Source organism: Paenibacillus sp. FSL H7-0918, assembly GCF_038007025.1.
Classification (GTDB): Bacteria; Bacillota; Bacilli; order Paenibacillales; family Paenibacillaceae; genus Paenibacillus_AQ; species Paenibacillus_AQ odorifer.
In genome coordinates this window covers 998,599-1,014,010 of record NZ_JBBOWJ010000001.1, presented here as the reverse complement: position 1 = coordinate 1,014,010, position 15,412 = coordinate 998,599, and the positions used below count along the sequence as shown (strand labels likewise).

Sequence of the window (15,412 nt, the reverse complement as noted above, 5' to 3'; positions counted from 1 at the left end):
AAACTATAATTTTTAGGAGGGATGGGAGTGGGCAATTGGCTGAAAAAGCTTGAGCAGTGGGCTGGGGGTGGGGCCGGCAGTCCGAAAAGAAGCCATACCTTTCGCTGGCTGATCATTCTGGGTCTGCTGGGCGCAGCGATCATGCTATTCAATTCCTTCGTCAATGTGAAGAGGATTGATAACGAGAATACAGGGCGCGAGCCGCCGGTGAATCAGTCCTCTCAAACGGCGCTGGTGCAGAGTGATCCAACCACAACGACCAATTCGTTCGACAGCATCGAACTAGCGATGGAGAACCGGATGAAGGAAATTTTGGAGAAAATCGTTGGCGTCGGTACAGTCGACATCATGGTTACAGTGGAGTCTACAGAAGAAATTGTCGTGGTGCGTAATATGAATGACTCCCAACAGCTTAGTGAAGAGACGGATGCCAGTGGGGGGAAACGTCATACGACACAATATACGAGGGATGGCGAAATCGTAACCTACTCGCAATCAGGGGACGAGACACCCATTGTGACGAAGCGGATCAAACCTCAGGTACGCGGCGTACTGGTAGTTGCCAAAGGGGCAGAGAACAAGGTGGTTCGTGGACTCGTCGAGCAGGCTATAGAAAAAGGCTTGAACGTCCCAATCCAGCGCATTTCAGTAGTACCACGCAAACAAGAGTAGCAGGAGAAAGTCAATAAGTGAGTGCTTCCGAAGCAGCCACTAGATTAAATTTTAGGAGGAATTAGGAATGAACGGCAAAAGACAAACGATATGGTTGGTTTCTATGCTCAGCTTGATGGTGGTCCTCTCTGCATATTATTTATTCACTGAAGACTCAGGTGCTTCGATTCCAAAAGACACGGCTGGCACAATGCAGGTTGATTCCCTGAAAGACACAGCAGGTGCAGCGTTGCCAACGGTTGGCGACAAAGGTGTTGTTGTGAACGAAGTTGTTAGTCAAGGCGATGTTGTTGCCGATGAAGGCGTTGTAGATAGCACTACTGGCGCCGCTACTACGGACGACAGCGCTACTGCCGCCAAAACGGATGACAGTGCTGCTACCGCTAAAACGGATGATAGCACTACTACTGCTAAAACGGACGACAGTACAACTACAGCTGCTAAGGACGATAGCAGTAAAGCTGCCGCAAATAGCAGTGACTCAGAGAAGGCAACAACCGACACTGCTGCTAAAGATGCCGCCAAAACAGATACATCTGCTAAAGATACAGCCGCAAATACAACAACCAAGACTCCAGCCAAAAATGACAAAGAAATTCTCGATGAAGTAGCTTCTCAAAGTGTATCGGCGAGCAGCATGTTCACTAACTACCTTTATGAACGTGAGCAAAAGAATCTTAAGAACCAACAAGACTTGCTTGCTTTGATTAATGACATGGACAAAACACCTGCTGATAACGCAGTCGCTCAAGAACAACTTCTAAATCTTGAAGAAAAAGAATCCAAAATTACCGGTATCGAAGAACAGCTTCAACAAAAATATGGCGAAGCGATTGTAAAGGAAGAAGCTGGAGACAGCTATAAAGTAGTCGTTCTCAGCGACAAACTGGATGTAAAGCAAGCGGTCAGCATCGTGGATCTCGTAATGAAGGAACTGAGTGTATCTCAAGATAAAATTAGTGTACAATACGTTTCTGAGCAATAATAAGCTGTATAATTAAAAGAAAAATGACGAAAGAGCTCGGGTTGCCCCGGGCTCTTTCCATTTTTACCGATTGTGATATAATACATAAAGTTATCTTGTCCGCTTAAGAAGTGGCTTCGAGAGAAAGCTGAAGGAGTGAACTGATATATGTTCAAGTTGAGCGAAATTAAGGAATTGATTAAATTGCTGGACCAGACCTCCTCTGTACATGAGTTGGAGATCGAAAGCGAAGGAATGAAGCTTGCAATTCGCAAACCGGATCGCCCTGAAGCTGATGGAACAGCAGTACAGGCGACTCCTTATGCTGCCTATCCCTTTACGCCTGCCCCGCAGCCGCAGAGCGTACCGCAAGTATCCTATCCGGTAGTAGGTGAAGTTCCTCCAGCGCAGCAGCCACAAGCAGCTGCAGAAGGCAAACTACATAAAATTGTGTCTCCAATGGTGGGGACCTTTTATAGTGCCGCTTCTCCGGAAACGCCTTCGTTTGTTAATGTTGGAGACCGTGTAAGTGAAAAATCAACGGTTTGCATTATTGAGGCGATGAAACTGATGAATGAGCTGGAAGCGGAGATCAAAGGTGAAATCGTGTCTGTGCTTGCTGAGAACGGTCAGCTTGTAGAATACGGTCAACCACTATTCTTGGTTAAACCGGAATAAATACCGCAGACTACTTAAGGAGCGGAAGCTTCGCAAAACTTTGGGAGGAAACGCATGAACATTCAAAAAGTGTTGATTGCCAACCGCGGCGAAATCGCGGTCCGCATTATTAGGGCCTGCCGTGAACTGGGCATTTCCACCGTCGCGGTCTATTCGGAACCCGACCGGGATTCACTGCATGTCCGGTTGGCTGATGAAGCTTACTGCATCGGTCCGATGCCGGCCAAGGACAGCTATCTGAACTTTACAAATATTATGAGTGTAGCCACCTTAACGGAATGTGATGCCATCCATCCTGGCTATGGATTTTTAGCTGAAAATGCGGATTTTGCAGAGATTTGTGAATCTTGCAATATTATCTTCATAGGACCTTCTCCAGATGCCATAAACCGTATGGGTGACAAGGCTGTGGCGAAGGAAACCATGAAACTGGCTGGAGTTCCGATTATCCCGGGCTCAGATGGTCTTGTAGGCGATGTAGAGGAAGCTGTCATGCTGGGCCGCGATATTGGTTACCCGATCATCGTTAAGGCTACTGCAGGTGGCGGAGGTAAGGGAATACGGATTGCTGAGGACGAGGAATCTTTGGTGAAGCAGATTACTGCTGCACAACAGGAAGCACAAAAGGCGTTTGGTAACGCTGGTGTATATCTGGAGAAATTCCTAACAGGCATGAAGCATGTGGAGATTCAGATTATTGCAGATAAACATGGCAATGTAGTGCATTTAGGTGAACGGGACTGCTCCGTGCAGCGTCGTCGCCAAAAGCTGATTGAAGAGGCACCTTGTTCAGTGCTCACACCGGAAATTCGGGAAGCAATGGGTAATGCAGCAGTTCGAGCAGCACTTGCCGTGAATTATTCGGGAGCCGGAACACTTGAATTCCTGCTTGGACCGGATGGACAGTTCTACTTCATGGAGATGAATACCCGTATTCAGGTTGAACATCCAGTAACAGAAATGGTTACAGGTGTGGATTTGATTAAGGAAATGATCTCTGTAGCAGAAGGCAATCCGCTGTCATTCACTCAGGAAGATATCGTGATTAATGGCTGGTCCATTGAATGCCGTATAAATGCTGAAGATCCTGAGCGTAATTTCATGCCTTCACCAGGAAAAATCGGCTTTTATTTGCCACCAGGAGGCCTTGGCGTTCGTGTAGATAGTGCGGCGTACCCAGGATATACGATTTCCCCTTTCTATGATTCTATGATTGCAAAACTGATTGTCTGGGCTCCTACACGTCAGGAAGCGGTTGCGAAGATGAAGCGCGCCTTGGCTGAATTCGCCGTGGAAGGCATTCATACCACCATCCCTTTCCATCAGAAACTGTTGGAGCATCCTGTATTTTTGGATGGTAACTTTGACATTAAGTTTCTTGAAGAGTATGAAATTTAGGACGACTTCGGTTTGTTTGTCATAAAGTTCGTCAAATGATATAGTATGTTTAATAAGAGACGTGCTTTACGCTTGAAATCATGAACAATCTTTCTTGAAAGGTGTGAAGTCTAAAATGAGTACATTGCCGACAGAATACGAACGGACGGAAATCGGTGAAATCCAGATTGCTCCTGAAGTAATCGAGGTTATTGCAGGTCTGGCGACCGTTGAGGTTAAAGGTGTAGCAGGTATGAGCGGCGGATTCGCCGGTGGTATTGTTGAACTTCTTGGACGTAAGAATCTGTCCAAAGGAGTTAAAGTAGAGGTTGGACAACGTGAAGCTGCGGTGGATGTTTCTGTAATTATTGAATATGGCAATCGCCTTCCTGAAGTGGCTGCTGAAATTCAACGTAATGTTAAGCGCTCCATCGAGACTATGACTGGTCTGACTGTTGTGGAAGTGAATGTGCATATTCATGATGTGCAATTCAAGAACAACAACACTGTAGACAAGAACGAAGAAACTGAAACGATTCTTCGTGTGAAATAGCAGTCATCGTTCTTCCATAAACCCCCGACAGCAAAGTCGAGGGTTTACTCTAATTTAAGGAGGTTATGAGACTCGTGGCAAAAATTTTGGACAGACTTTTGCTGTTTGTCTACAGCTTAAGTATCGGAATACTATCTGTTATTGCCATCCTCCTCTTAAGCGGTGCGATTCCTAGAACTTTGGAGATTGAGAATGGACCAGCAGCTTATATTACAGCAATAATAGTAGCAGTTGTCTTGTTCCTTCTGAGCATCCGATTTTTCTACATCTCTCTGCGCCGTGATCGCGCTTCATTGCCTTCGGTCGATCAGCGTACAGAGTATGGGGATATCCAGATTTCAATGGAAACTATTGAGAATCTGAGTCTTAAGGCTGCCGGTAAAGTGAAGGGAATCAGAGATCTCAAGTCACGTATTCGTGTCTCGCAGGCTGGCCTTGAAATTACAATTCGTGCAGTAGTCGACGGTGAGCATTCATTACCGCTGCTTACCACAGAAGTACAACGTCAGGTGCATGATTTCGTGCAGGAGACAACCGGCATTCCGGTTGCTGATGTGTCTGTATATATTGCTAACCTCACGCAGTCTCCAAGCTTCAAAAGTCGAGTGGAATAGAGGTGAGTTTCCCTTATGTCTTGGAAAGAAGTATGGGAAAGTCACGGGGGTAGAATCGCCGGAGTGACTTTCGGCATTGGTCTGGGTTTGATTTATTTAATTTGCGGTTTTTGGGATATGCTGTTCTTTGCACTGGTAGTGTTCATCGGATATACGCTCGGCAAAAGAAAGGATACCGCGCAAGCGCCCCTGTTTCAATGGCAGGAGTTGGTTTCGCGATTATCCGGACGCTGGCGTCCCTTTAAGTGAACCGCGATAGTCTTTTTCCCGGAGCAGGAAACCGTAAGTTTGTGTTGTCCGTTGCCCCCGGAAGAAAGGCTTTGCGGTTTTTTTGCGACAAGGGATCGGTATATTTGCGAGCTTCCTCTGAAGGTATCTTCGCTTTGTGCAATAATCCTCACAGGATTAGGGAAAGAATGAATAAGTGTGAAGCAATATTTGGGTTGTAGACGTTGTTGCAGTACAAGTGAATATTTTAATGCGATATAAGATTTTAGGAGGAACACATGAAAAGACGTATAGCTAGAGAGATTATTGTCCAAAGCCTGTATCAGATGGAAATGAACGATGTGGAAAGCGCGGAAGCCGTAGAAATGCTGCTCGAGGAAGCTTCAGAAGAGAATGAAACCGAACGTGTAATCACGGACGAGATTCAGCTTAAACACTATGTGGTAGAGCATGTGAATGGGGTATGGGAGCACAAGGTAGCGATCGACGATATACTTGAACATTACCTGAAGGGCTGGCAAATGAGCCGTCTGTCACGTGTGGATCGTCAGATTCTACGTTTAGCAGCGTATGAAATGGTGTTCGCCAATGATGTGCCTGCGAAGGTTGCGGTGAATGAAGCGATCGATTTGGCCAAGCATTTTGGAACGGATGATTCCGGGAAGTTTGTTAACGGAGTACTCGGCAAGATGATCCAAGAGATAGATACTATTAAAGCTGACCATTCTTAATTTATAAACCATAGTAAAGTATATAAAAGGGGAGAGACTAACATGACAGCAGCAATCATCAGTGGTAAACAAGTATCCGAGGAAATTCGTATTAGCATTGCCCAAGAGGTTGCTGAACTGGCGAAACGCGGCGTAAAGCCCGGTTTGGCTGTTATTCTAGTAGGTGAAGACCCGGGATCTCAGGTTTATGTTCGCAATAAGGAGAAATCTTGTATCAGCTTAGGATTCCATTCGGAAGTGCATAAATTGCATGAATCCACTTCTCAAGAAGAACTTCTGGCACTGGTAGCAGAGCTAAACGGACGCGATGATATCGACGGAATTCTGGTTCAACTCCCATTGCCTAAGCATATCGAGGAGAAGGCTGTTATTGATGCAATCTCTGTGGAAAAGGATGTAGACGGATTTCACCCTGTCAATGTAGGCAACCTGGTCATCGGTGCCGACAGTCTTCTTCCATGTACTCCTGCAGGAGTAATCGAACTGATCAAACGTACAGGAACAGGTATGGCAGGTAAACATGCCGTTGTAATTGGTCGTAGCAATATTGTAGGAAAGCCAGTTTCCCTCTTGTTGCAACGCGAAAATGCTACCGTAACTATGTGCCATTCCCGTACAGCTAATATGCAAGAGATTAGCCGTCAAGCGGATATTTTGGTTGTAGCGATCGGACGAGCTAATTTCATTGATGCTTCCTATGTGAAGCCGGGTGCTGTTGTCATCGATGTGGGCATGAACCGTCTGGATAACGGTAAACTCGCAGGTGATGTTGATTATGAAAGTGCAAAAGAAGTTGCCGGATACATCACGCCTGTTCCAGGCGGGGTTGGTCCGATGACTATTACAATGCTGATGAGCAACACGCTGATTGCGGCTAAACGCCGTCACGGCCTGGAATAGGGGTAAGATTCATGGCGGCAGAGCGGCAGGTTTATTCGATCAAAGAACTCAACCGTTATATCCGCATGAAGCTAGACTCGGATAATTTACTTTCGGATGTGTGGATTCGCGGAGAGATATCCAACTTTACACATCATGGCAGCGGGCATATGTATTTTACACTTAAGGACGAGAGCAGCCGCATTAAAGCGATTATGTTCGCTTCTCATAACCAGCGGCTACCCTTTATTCCGAAAGAAGGCGCTCGGGTAATTGCCAGAGGTAATGTGACCGTTTATGAACGGGATGGGCAATATCAGTTCTACGCCACACATATGCAGCCTGATGGGATTGGCAGTTTATATCTGGCCTATGAGCAGCTGAAGAGCAAGCTTGAAAAAGAAGGCCTTTTTGCAGAAGCTCGCAAGCGTTCGTTGCCGCGGTTTCCGAAGTGTATTGGTGTGATTACTTCCCCAACAGGAGCAGCTGTACGAGATATTGTGATTACGCTTCAGCGGCGGTTTCCGCAGGTAGCTATTGTAATCTATCCCGTACTGGTGCAAGGCAAAGGCGCTGCGCCTTCGATAGTGAAGGCGATTGGTGCGCTGAACGCCATGGGTGAAGCCGACGTGCTTATCGTCGGCCGCGGCGGCGGTTCGCTGGAGGAGCTGTGGGCGTTCAACGAGGAGGAAGTCGCGCGAGCGATATCGGCATCAAGGATTCCGGTCATCTCGGCCGTCGGCCACGAGACCGATTTCACGATTGCCGATTTCGCCGCCGACCTCCGCGCGGCTACGCCCACAGCGGCCGCTGAGCTGGCCGTGCCTCATGCCGGCGAGCTAGCTGCGCAGCTTCGCCAGCTGCAGCAGCGGCTGCGCCAGGCGCTGCAACAACGCGCCCAGCGCGGACGTGAGCGCCACTCGGTGCTGCAGCGCTCGCTGGCGCTGGCAGGGCCGCGCCGCACGCTGATTCAGCACACGCAGCGGCTGGACATGCTGCGTGAGCGGCTCCAGCGCTCGGCGGATGCACGGCTCAGCCGTTCCCGCGAGCGCAAGGCGGTGCTGCATCACAGTCTGCAGCGGTTCCATCCGCGCGACAGTGTTGCCGCAGCACGTCAGCGCACGGACAGTCTGCGCCGTGAGTTAATGGGCGCTATGCAGGCTCGTTTGCAGGAGAAGCGATCTCGCTATGTGGCAGAGATTCGTCACCTGGATGCGCTGAGCCCGCTAAAAGTTATGTCGCGAGGCTACAGCTTAGTGTATGACGAGGCGGAAGAACATTTAATCAAATCGCTGACCGAGGTGCAGCTTGGCGATCTTGTGGTGATAAAGATGAATGACGGACAGCTGAACTGCCAAGTATGGGGGATGAAGGAGGATGGCAAAGACGATGACGAAGGAAGCGGAACTTGATTTTGAAGGCGCTATGGACCGACTGGAGGAAATCGTTCGTGAGCTTGAACACGGCGACGTTCCTCTGGAGAAGGCCATCGATTTATTTCAGCAGGGCATGAAGCTATCGCAGCTTTGCGGCAGCAAGCTGGAACAAGTAGAGCGTAAGATCGAAATGATTACCCAAGAGGACGGAGAACTGCGCAAAAAGCCGTTTGGTGCACGTCTGGAAGGGGACGCCGATGAATCGCTTTGAGAATGATCTGGAGGGAAGCTCCGCAAGTGAAAGCATGCGGCAGCCGCTGGAGGATTACATCGCATCGATAAGTGATTTGCTCTCACATGAGCTTGAGACTATTCTTCCCGCAGCGTGGACGGTTCCAGAAAATTTACAGCAAGCGATGAAGTATTCGCTAATGGCAGGGGGCAAACGCCTCCGGCCGCTGCTTGTGATCGCTGCTTGTGAATCACTGGGAGGCAGCCGTGAAGCAGCCTTGCCTGTTGCAGCCGCGATTGAGATGGTACATACCTACTCGTTGATTCATGATGATCTGCCTGCCATGGATAATGATGATTATCGGCGCGGCAAGCTGACGAATCATAAAGTCTTTGGTGAAGCATCAGCTATTCTTGCGGGTGATGCGCTTTTGACCCATGCTTTTTATAGTGTGGTACAAGCCTCCCGTAAATTTGGCATTCCTGCTGATAATGTTTTATCCATAGTGGAGGATCTGGCGGAAATGGCAGGTCCACGCGGCATGGTCGGCGGTCAGATTGCAGATATGGAAGGCGAGCAAGGACTAACAGATCTTGCGCAGTTGAAGTATATTCATCTGCATAAAACCGGAGATTTAATTATCTTTTCGTTGTTAGCCGGCGGACGTATCGCAGGGGCAACAGAGAAGCAGCTTGAAGCTCTGCGTGATTTTGGTACAAGCATCGGACTAGCTTTTCAAATCCAGGATGATATTCTTGATTTGGTTGGTGATGAAGGAAAGCTTGGCAAAAAAACAGGCAGCGATATCAAGCAGCAGAAGGTAACCTACCCTTATTTTATTGGGTTGGAGGAATCTCGTGCTGAGGTGAAGCAGCTTACAGAAGCAGCCCGAAATGCTGTGCTGAATGGCGGTTTTTACGACAACCAGCGCCTGCTGGAAATTGCAGATTATTTAATGGCACGTGATCACTAAGTATGAACTTTCGAAGCGGCTGTATTTCGACAGCCGTTTCGTTTGTGTTATAATGGTTTTTATATATTTTACAACATCTAGGAAAGCGGGGAACTATTCGTGCTGCTTCCACAAATAAATGATCCACAACAACTGAAATCACTGTCAGTCGAAGAATTAACTACTCTAGCAGAGGAGATTCGACGATTTCTGATTGAGAAGCTTACAGCAACCGGCGGGCACCTCGGTTCTAATCTGGGGGTGGTGGAGCTCACGCTGGCCTTACATTATTGCTACAACAGTCCTCGTGACAAAATGATCTACGACGTTGGCCACCAAGCCTATGTCCACAAAATACTGACCGGCCGTCAAGATCGCTTTGATACCCTGCGCAAATATCAGGGATTGTGCGGCTTTGTTAAGCGCTCTGAAAGCGAACATGATGTGTGGGAGGCTGGACATAGCAGCACCTCTTTGTCGGCAGCGATGGGGATGGCTATGGCTCGTGATCTAAAAGGCGAAGACAACAAGGTGATTGCCGTGATTGGTGACGGTGCGCTTACCGGCGGGATGGCTTTTGAAGCGCTTAACCACATTGGCCATGAGAAGCGTAAGCTGATGGTTATTTTGAACGATAATGAAATGTCGATTGCTCCGAATGTAGGGGCGATGCACAATTATTTAAGCAAAATTCGTTCGGACCGTCATTATTTGCGTGCCAAAGACGAGGTTGAAGGGCTGCTTAAGAAGATTCCGGCCATCGGTGGACGATTAGCGAAAACCGCTGAACAATTAAAAAACAGTCTTAAATATATGATGGTTCCTGGAGTATTGTTTGAAGAACTTGGCTTTACGTATCTTGGGCCAGTGGATGGACATGATCTGGAGAAAATGATCGACACCTTCCATCAAGCAGATAACGTGGCGGGTCCTGTGCTTGTGCATGTGCTGACGACCAAAGGCAAGGGCTATAAACCGGCTGAGACTGATTTTTATAAATCGCATGCTATTTCCCCTTACAAAATTGAGTCAGGTCAGGCACTTAAAGCTGTAGGTCCTCCAATGTACACCGAAGTATTTGGTAGTACACTGATTGAGCTAGGACGTGAAGATTCGCGTCTGATTGCAGTTACCCCTGCGATGCCAGGCGGTTCAGGTTTGTTTCCTTTTGCGAAGGAATTCCCGGATCGTATGATTGACGTGGGGATTGCAGAGCAGCATGCAGCAACCTTGTGTGCAGCTTTGGCTATGGAAGGGATGAAGCCGGTATACGCCGTGTATTCTACCTTCATGCAGCGTGCCTATGATCAGATCGTCCATGATATTTGCCGCCATAATGCCAATGTTATGTTCGCCATTGACCGTGCTGGATTTGTGGGTGCGGATGGTGAGACTCATCAGGGTGTGTACGATGTTGCTTTTATGCGCCATATCCCTAATATGGTTATGATGATGCCAAAAGACGAAAATGAGCTGCGTCATATGATGAAGACGGCACTTGAATATAATGACGGTCCAATTGCTTACCGCTATCCGCGTATTAATGGAACAGGTGTGGCAATGGACGCTGAACTGCATACCCTTCCTATAGGATCATGGGAACGACTGCGTATAGGAGAAGGATATGCTGTAGTGGCATGTGGTCCTATGGTTCAAGTGGCTGAAGAAGCCGCTGATTTGCTGAAGCGGGAAGGGATTCAGGTGGGCGTTGTGAATGCGCGTTTCCTGAAGCCGCTTGATAATTCCATGCTTCTGGATTTGGCTCATGCTGGAACCAATATGGTTGTTATTGAAGAGGCTTGCCAAGCGGGAAGTCTCGGCAGTGCGGTATTGGAGTTCTACGCGGAGCATGAAATTTATGACGCTCGTGTACATCTGATGGGTGTGCCCGACATCTTCGTGGAGCATGGCTCCATTAAAGAACAACGTCAGAAAACAGGTCTTACCGTAGAAGCGTTATGTGCACGTATCAAGTCCATGATGGCTCTAAGTGCTTATAATTACAAAACGACTTCGTCTTCCTAAGTGGAAGCCGGAAATTAGTAACCCTTGAACGATCGGGAGATGACCATGGAACACCGTAAAGAACGGATTGATGTACTGCTTGTGGAGCAAGGTTTTTATGAAAGCCGGGAGAAAGCTAAAGCTGCTATTATGGCAGGGTTGGTGCTCGCGGATGAGGAACGTATTGAAAAAGCTGGCATGAAGGTCTCGCGGGAGTCTACCCTTAAGGTTAAAGGCTCTGTGCATCCGTATGTCAGTCGTGGAGGCCTAAAGCTGGAGAAGGCTCTTCGCCAATTTAATATTGATCTTACCGGTCGGAACATGCTGGACATTGGTGCTTCCACTGGCGGCTTCACAGATTGTGCGCTTCAGAATGGTGTAAGCCATGTGTACGCCATTGATGTTGGCTATAACCAGCTGGATTGGTCACTGCGGAATGATGAGCGAGTGAGCGTTATGGAGCGTACGAACTTCCGGTATATGACACCTACAGATTTGCAGGGTCCTGTTCCGGACTTTGCCAGCATTGATGTATCTTTTATATCCTTAAAAATAATTCTCCCACCCCTCAAAGCCTTGCTGCAACGTCCAGCAGATATCGCTGCACTCATCAAGCCGCAATTTGAGGCTGGACGTGAGAAGGTTGGAAAATCAGGTGTGATTCGTGATTCCGCTGTCCATAAAGAGGTTTTGATTAATGTACTGACTATGGCTGCAGAGTTAGGATTCGGTCTCCATGGATTGACTTTTTCGCCAATTACAGGCGGGGAAGGCAATATTGAGTTTCTTGCTCATTGGAGACTGACGCCAGAAGTGGCAGAAGGCGAAGAATCATCCGTACAGCCGGCAGCTGCTGTTGCAGCAGTCATTCCAGTGGAGGACTTTCCATCCCTTGCTGATGAAGTGATTAAGCAGGCTACGGGTACTTTTAATGTGAGTTTTACTCATGGAAACTCCGCGCGCCGTTAGAGCTTTATGAACACCCCGTCAACCTCAAATGGTCAGCGGGGTGTTTTTTTTGAGCGGGAAGTCTGAAGAGTTCAACCTTGAAAATTCCTCTTCATCTGTTAAGATTGAGGGAGCAGATTTGCTCAAAGGGATTGAATTTATTAAAATAAAGACCCGGTATAAAATCCGGGTCTTTATATTTTGAATCTTTTTTTGGATTTACTGTGCTCGTTTTAATTGTAAATTGCTGAATTAGCGAATAATATCAATTATGCGGAAAGCTTATAAAAAGATAGCTTAGAAGCAGGATTTACCAGGGCTTCACGCGAATAAATCACCGAGGTGATTGATAGTGGCGGGTAGCTCTGACAAGGTCGTTATGGCGTTTATTGGGGTAGCATTATCGATTTTTATAATATATCGGATATATGTATGGCTGCAGAGTTCTCCGCGTTCTTTTATGAAGGATCAAATTCCGTTCAATAAAGTGATTATTCCACATCCCTCTATTGATATACTTGAGGATGAAGGATATGAGGTCGTTGGAGGGAAATTAAAAATCCCCTTGTCTTTCAACGTAAATGGGGCGCAGATGTATAGCCGGTTATTTATAGATTATGTGGCGACAAAAGAGGAAGGATCTTTATATTTAGTTATCCTTTCCAGACCACGCAAGCCTTTGGATTTCACTGGCAGTGGCTTACGTGATACCTTGCTTCCCTACCTGCTGATCTATCCGGAATGCAGCGGCGTTCTATATGTTAATGTAGCAACAGCATCGATCCATGTCATTAAGCTTGGCAAAGACGACGGAGAATCAAACTGAGTCCATATTTTTTATATACCAGGAGGCAACAATGAAGGGACAACGACATATTAAGATTCGTGAAATTATTACACAAAAGGATATCGAGACACAGGACGAGCTTGTGGAAGCCTTGCGGGAATCAGGTTTTCAAGTTACTCAAGCCACAGTATCTCGAGATATAAAAGAGCTGTTGCTCATCAAGGTACCCATGGATGATGGAAGATATAAATATTCACTTCCAACGGATCAACGGTACAATCCCATTCAGAAGCTTAAGCGCGTTCTTGTGGATAATTTTGTGCAGATCGATTCCTCGGCTAATCTTGTGGTGATGAAATGTTTACCAGGTACGGCTAACTCTGTCGCTGCTTTAATTGATAATATTGACTGGCCGCAAATTATGGGAACCCTTTCTGGTGATGATACAATCCTTATCATTTGCCGTTTACCTGAGGACAGCAAGACCGTAATTTCACAAATCATGGGTTATATTTCTTAATTATAATTAATCAGATGCCTGTCATCTTCTCGGAGGTGCTCTATTAGTGTTAGAAACCTTGTCTATACGCAATCTTGCCGTCGTTGAGGCGGTAGATGTGCATTTTTATCCTGGCTTCCACGTGCTTACGGGGGAGACCGGGGCAGGTAAATCCATTATTATTGATGCGCTTGGATTGATTGTTGGAGGCCGCGGTTCTGCGGATTCCATTCGTTATGGTTGTGAAAAAGCGGAGATGGAGGCGCTCTTCAGTCTTCCCAGCGGTCATCCCGTTTGGGAGACTTTGGAGCGTCTTGGCATTGAGGCCCAGCGCGAGGAGCATCTTATTATACGACGCGAGCTTACCTCTCAAGGTAAAAGTACATCACGTGTAAATGGGCAGATGGTCAATCTTACCATGCTTCGCGAGATCGGCGAGCAGCTGGTTAATATACACGGCCAGCATGAGCACCAGAACTTGCTGAAGGCGGAACGGCATCTGGGACTGCTGGATACATACGGAGAACCGATTATTGGTCCGCTAAAGGCAGTTTTTCAGGAAAGGTATTCTGCCTTCGCGAAGGTGGAGAAAGAGCTGCGAGAGCTGCAGGAATCCAGCCAGAAGGCATACCAAATGCTTGACTTATATCGTTTTCAGCTTGAAGAAATTTCATCCGCCGGATTAAAACCGGGAGAAGATGAATTACTTACCGAAGAACGGGTCAAACTATCCCACAGTGAGAAAATGATGGATTCCGTATCGGGTGCATATGAGCTGCTTTACGACAGACAAGGCTTGGAATCGATCGGTAATGTTATTTCCAGACTTGAGGATGCAGTTCGTTACGATGAGAAGGGTCTGCGAACAGTGCTCGAACAGCTGCAGTCCTCATATTACCAGCTAGAGGATGCTGCTTTTCAGCTTCGTGATTACCGGGAAAATATCGAGTTCAATCCGATGCGACTTGAAGAAATCGAGAATCGTTTGGATTTGATCACTGGACTCCGACGTAAATATGGAGAAAGTGTAGAACAGATTTTGGCTTATTATGAACAAATTCACCGGGAAACTGATTTGCTTGAGAATAAAGATGAATATCTGGAGAAACTGACGGCGAAGCGCGATTCGTTGCTGTCTGTATTAATGGAAGCAGCTACGGAATTAAGTGAAGCACGAAAGCTTTGTGCTGCTGATCTGGCCACCCAAGTGGAGGGTGAGCTCAAAGACCTTCAAATGGAAAGAACCTCGTTGCAGGTCAAATTGGACAGGCTGGAGGACCCGCGTGGAGTCGAATACAATGGTCGGCGTATTCGCCTCACAAGACAAGGGATAGACAGCGCAGAATTTATGATATCCCCTAACCCGGGCGAACCCCTGAGACCGCTTGGCAAAATCGCCTCTGGTGGTGAGCTGTCGCGTATTATGCTGGCAATGAAAAGTATTTTTGCGCGCCATGATGCAATTCCAGTTCTGATTTTTGACGAAGTGGATACTGGTGTCAGCGGCAGAGCTGCTCAGTCCATCGCAGATAAGCTGTTTAAGCTGTCCTCTACCTGTCAGGTGTTCTCCATTACTCACTTGCCGCAGGTGGCTTGTATGGCTGACCATCAGTACTTAATCCGCAAAAAGGTTGAGGATGGAAGAACCATGACTGAAGTGGAATCCCTAACGAACGATGGACGTGTAATGGAGCTGGCCCGGATGCTGGGTGGCGTAGAAATTACCGAAAAAACATTGCATCACTCGCAGGAAATGCTTAATCTGGCCGAGGCAAGTAAGGCTGCAACAAGCTAAGCGGAGCAATGATTGACAGTAATAAAAGCCTGGGGGCAAGGTTATCTTATAGGTACGCAATTGGCGACCACCTTTTTCGTCAAGCGAAAGAAGCAAAAGGGAGCGTGACAGCCATTGAAGCCT

Annotated in this window: 17 protein-coding genes; all 17 read left to right on the top strand. The window is 47.3% G+C overall.

The genetic code is table 11. The features are described 5' to 3' along the window. The first annotated feature begins 27 nt into the window (after positions 1-27). The 17 genes from spoIIIAG to recN all read left to right on the top strand — a co-directional run bounded on the left by spoIIIAG (position 28) and on the right by recN (position 15,289). Positions 28-672, top strand: a complete 645-nt coding sequence (gene spoIIIAG / locus MHI15_RS04775; RefSeq protein ID WP_076134498.1) for a stage III sporulation protein AG — start codon at positions 28-30, stop codon at positions 670-672. A 67-nt stretch (positions 673-739) separates the two neighbouring features. Further along, the gene (locus tag MHI15_RS04770; protein WP_036682837.1) at positions 740-1,657 is read left to right on the top strand and encodes a SpoIIIAH-like family protein; all 918 of its coding nucleotides are present in this window, start codon (positions 740-742) and stop codon (positions 1,655-1,657) included. Positions 1,658-1,804: 147 nt separating this feature from the next. Next, a complete protein-coding gene (gene accB / locus MHI15_RS04765; RefSeq protein ID WP_076098642.1) occupies positions 1,805-2,314 on the top strand; it encodes an acetyl-CoA carboxylase biotin carboxyl carrier protein in 510 nt (169 codons plus the stop codon). Between the two features lie 54 nt (positions 2,315-2,368). Beyond that, on the top strand, positions 2,369-3,712 hold the full coding sequence (gene accC / locus MHI15_RS04760; protein ID WP_076129648.1) for an acetyl-CoA carboxylase biotin carboxylase subunit: 1,344 nt from the start codon (positions 2,369-2,371) through the stop codon (positions 3,710-3,712). A gap of 115 nt (positions 3,713-3,827) precedes the next feature. After that, on the top strand, positions 3,828-4,244 hold the full coding sequence (locus MHI15_RS04755; protein WP_076129649.1) for an Asp23/Gls24 family envelope stress response protein: 417 nt from the start codon (positions 3,828-3,830) through the stop codon (positions 4,242-4,244). A gap of 74 nt (positions 4,245-4,318) precedes the next feature. After that, positions 4,319-4,858, top strand: coding sequence for an alkaline shock response membrane anchor protein AmaP (gene amaP, locus MHI15_RS04750; protein WP_036682827.1), 540 nt, complete (start codon positions 4,319-4,321; stop codon positions 4,856-4,858). A gap of 15 nt (positions 4,859-4,873) precedes the next feature. After that, positions 4,874-5,107: a DUF2273 domain-containing protein gene (locus MHI15_RS04745; RefSeq protein WP_036682825.1), complete on the top strand. Its 234-nt coding sequence runs from the start codon at positions 4,874-4,876 to the stop codon at positions 5,105-5,107. A gap of 257 nt (positions 5,108-5,364) precedes the next feature. Next, complete coding sequence (gene nusB, locus MHI15_RS04740; protein ID WP_036682824.1) at positions 5,365-5,817, top strand: transcription antitermination factor NusB; 453 nt, start codon at positions 5,365-5,367, stop codon at positions 5,815-5,817. A gap of 42 nt (positions 5,818-5,859) precedes the next feature. After that, positions 5,860-6,717, top strand: a complete 858-nt coding sequence (gene folD, locus MHI15_RS04735; protein WP_341164166.1) for a bifunctional methylenetetrahydrofolate dehydrogenase/methenyltetrahydrofolate cyclohydrolase FolD — start codon at positions 5,860-5,862, stop codon at positions 6,715-6,717. 11 nt (positions 6,718-6,728) lie between these two features. After that, on the top strand, positions 6,729-8,108 hold the full coding sequence (gene xseA / locus MHI15_RS04730) for an exodeoxyribonuclease VII large subunit (protein WP_076179045.1): 1,380 nt from the start codon (positions 6,729-6,731) through the stop codon (positions 8,106-8,108). Continuing rightward, positions 8,086-8,343: an exodeoxyribonuclease VII small subunit gene (gene xseB, locus MHI15_RS04725; protein ID WP_036682818.1), complete on the top strand. Its 258-nt coding sequence runs from the start codon at positions 8,086-8,088 to the stop codon at positions 8,341-8,343. The genes xseA and xseB overlap by 23 nt, the downstream gene beginning before the upstream one ends. Then, positions 8,330-9,277, top strand: a complete 948-nt coding sequence (locus tag MHI15_RS04720; RefSeq protein ID WP_076129651.1) for a polyprenyl synthetase family protein — start codon at positions 8,330-8,332, stop codon at positions 9,275-9,277. The genes xseB and MHI15_RS04720 overlap by 14 nt, the downstream gene beginning before the upstream one ends. Before the next feature lie 99 nt (positions 9,278-9,376). Then, positions 9,377-11,281 carry a 1-deoxy-D-xylulose-5-phosphate synthase gene (gene dxs, locus MHI15_RS04715; protein WP_341164165.1) on the top strand — a complete coding sequence of 635 codons (1,905 nt, stop codon included), beginning with the start codon at positions 9,377-9,379 and terminating at the stop codon, positions 11,279-11,281. A gap of 45 nt (positions 11,282-11,326) precedes the next feature. Further along, positions 11,327-12,229 carry a TlyA family RNA methyltransferase gene (locus tag MHI15_RS04710; protein WP_341164164.1) on the top strand — a complete coding sequence of 301 codons (903 nt, stop codon included), beginning with the start codon at positions 11,327-11,329 and terminating at the stop codon, positions 12,227-12,229. A gap of 331 nt (positions 12,230-12,560) precedes the next feature. Next, entirely contained in the window at positions 12,561-13,034 is a 474-nt protein-coding gene (locus MHI15_RS04705; RefSeq protein ID WP_232061423.1) for a hypothetical protein, read from the top strand. A gap of 31 nt (positions 13,035-13,065) precedes the next feature. Then, on the top strand, positions 13,066-13,515 hold the full coding sequence (gene ahrC, locus MHI15_RS04700; protein ID WP_036682813.1) for a transcriptional regulator AhrC/ArgR: 450 nt from the start codon (positions 13,066-13,068) through the stop codon (positions 13,513-13,515). A 46-nt stretch (positions 13,516-13,561) separates the two neighbouring features. Beyond that, the gene (gene recN, locus MHI15_RS04695; protein ID WP_076129654.1) at positions 13,562-15,289 is read left to right on the top strand and encodes a DNA repair protein RecN; all 1,728 of its coding nucleotides are present in this window, start codon (positions 13,562-13,564) and stop codon (positions 15,287-15,289) included. Positions 15,290-15,412 lie beyond the last annotated feature (123 nt).

Bases quoted from the DNA above. Each gene is read 5' to 3' on its own strand.
- accB (WP_076098642.1), top strand. From the start codon at position 1,805: ATGTTCAAGTTGAGCGAAATTAAGGAATTGATTAAATTGCTGGACCAG.
- MHI15_RS04770 (WP_036682837.1), top strand. From the start codon at position 740: ATGAACGGCAAAAGACAAACGATATGGTTGGTTTCTATGCTCAGCTTG.
- MHI15_RS04755 (WP_076129649.1), top strand. From the start codon at position 3,828: ATGAGTACATTGCCGACAGAATACGAACGGACGGAAATCGGTGAAATC.
- nusB (WP_036682824.1), top strand. From the start codon at position 5,365: ATGAAAAGACGTATAGCTAGAGAGATTATTGTCCAAAGCCTGTATCAG.
- MHI15_RS04720 (WP_076129651.1), top strand. From the start codon at position 8,330: ATGAATCGCTTTGAGAATGATCTGGAGGGAAGCTCCGCAAGTGAAAGC.
- MHI15_RS04745 (WP_036682825.1), top strand. From the start codon at position 4,874: ATGTCTTGGAAAGAAGTATGGGAAAGTCACGGGGGTAGAATCGCCGGA.
- ahrC (WP_036682813.1), top strand. From the start codon at position 13,066: ATGAAGGGACAACGACATATTAAGATTCGTGAAATTATTACACAAAAG.
- folD (WP_341164166.1), top strand. From the start codon at position 5,860: ATGACAGCAGCAATCATCAGTGGTAAACAAGTATCCGAGGAAATTCGT.
- MHI15_RS04710 (WP_341164164.1), top strand. From the start codon at position 11,327: ATGGAACACCGTAAAGAACGGATTGATGTACTGCTTGTGGAGCAAGGT.
- accC (WP_076129648.1), top strand. From the start codon at position 2,369: ATGAACATTCAAAAAGTGTTGATTGCCAACCGCGGCGAAATCGCGGTC.
- xseA (WP_076179045.1), top strand. From the start codon at position 6,729: ATGGCGGCAGAGCGGCAGGTTTATTCGATCAAAGAACTCAACCGTTAT.
- xseB (WP_036682818.1), top strand. From the start codon at position 8,086: ATGACGAAGGAAGCGGAACTTGATTTTGAAGGCGCTATGGACCGACTG.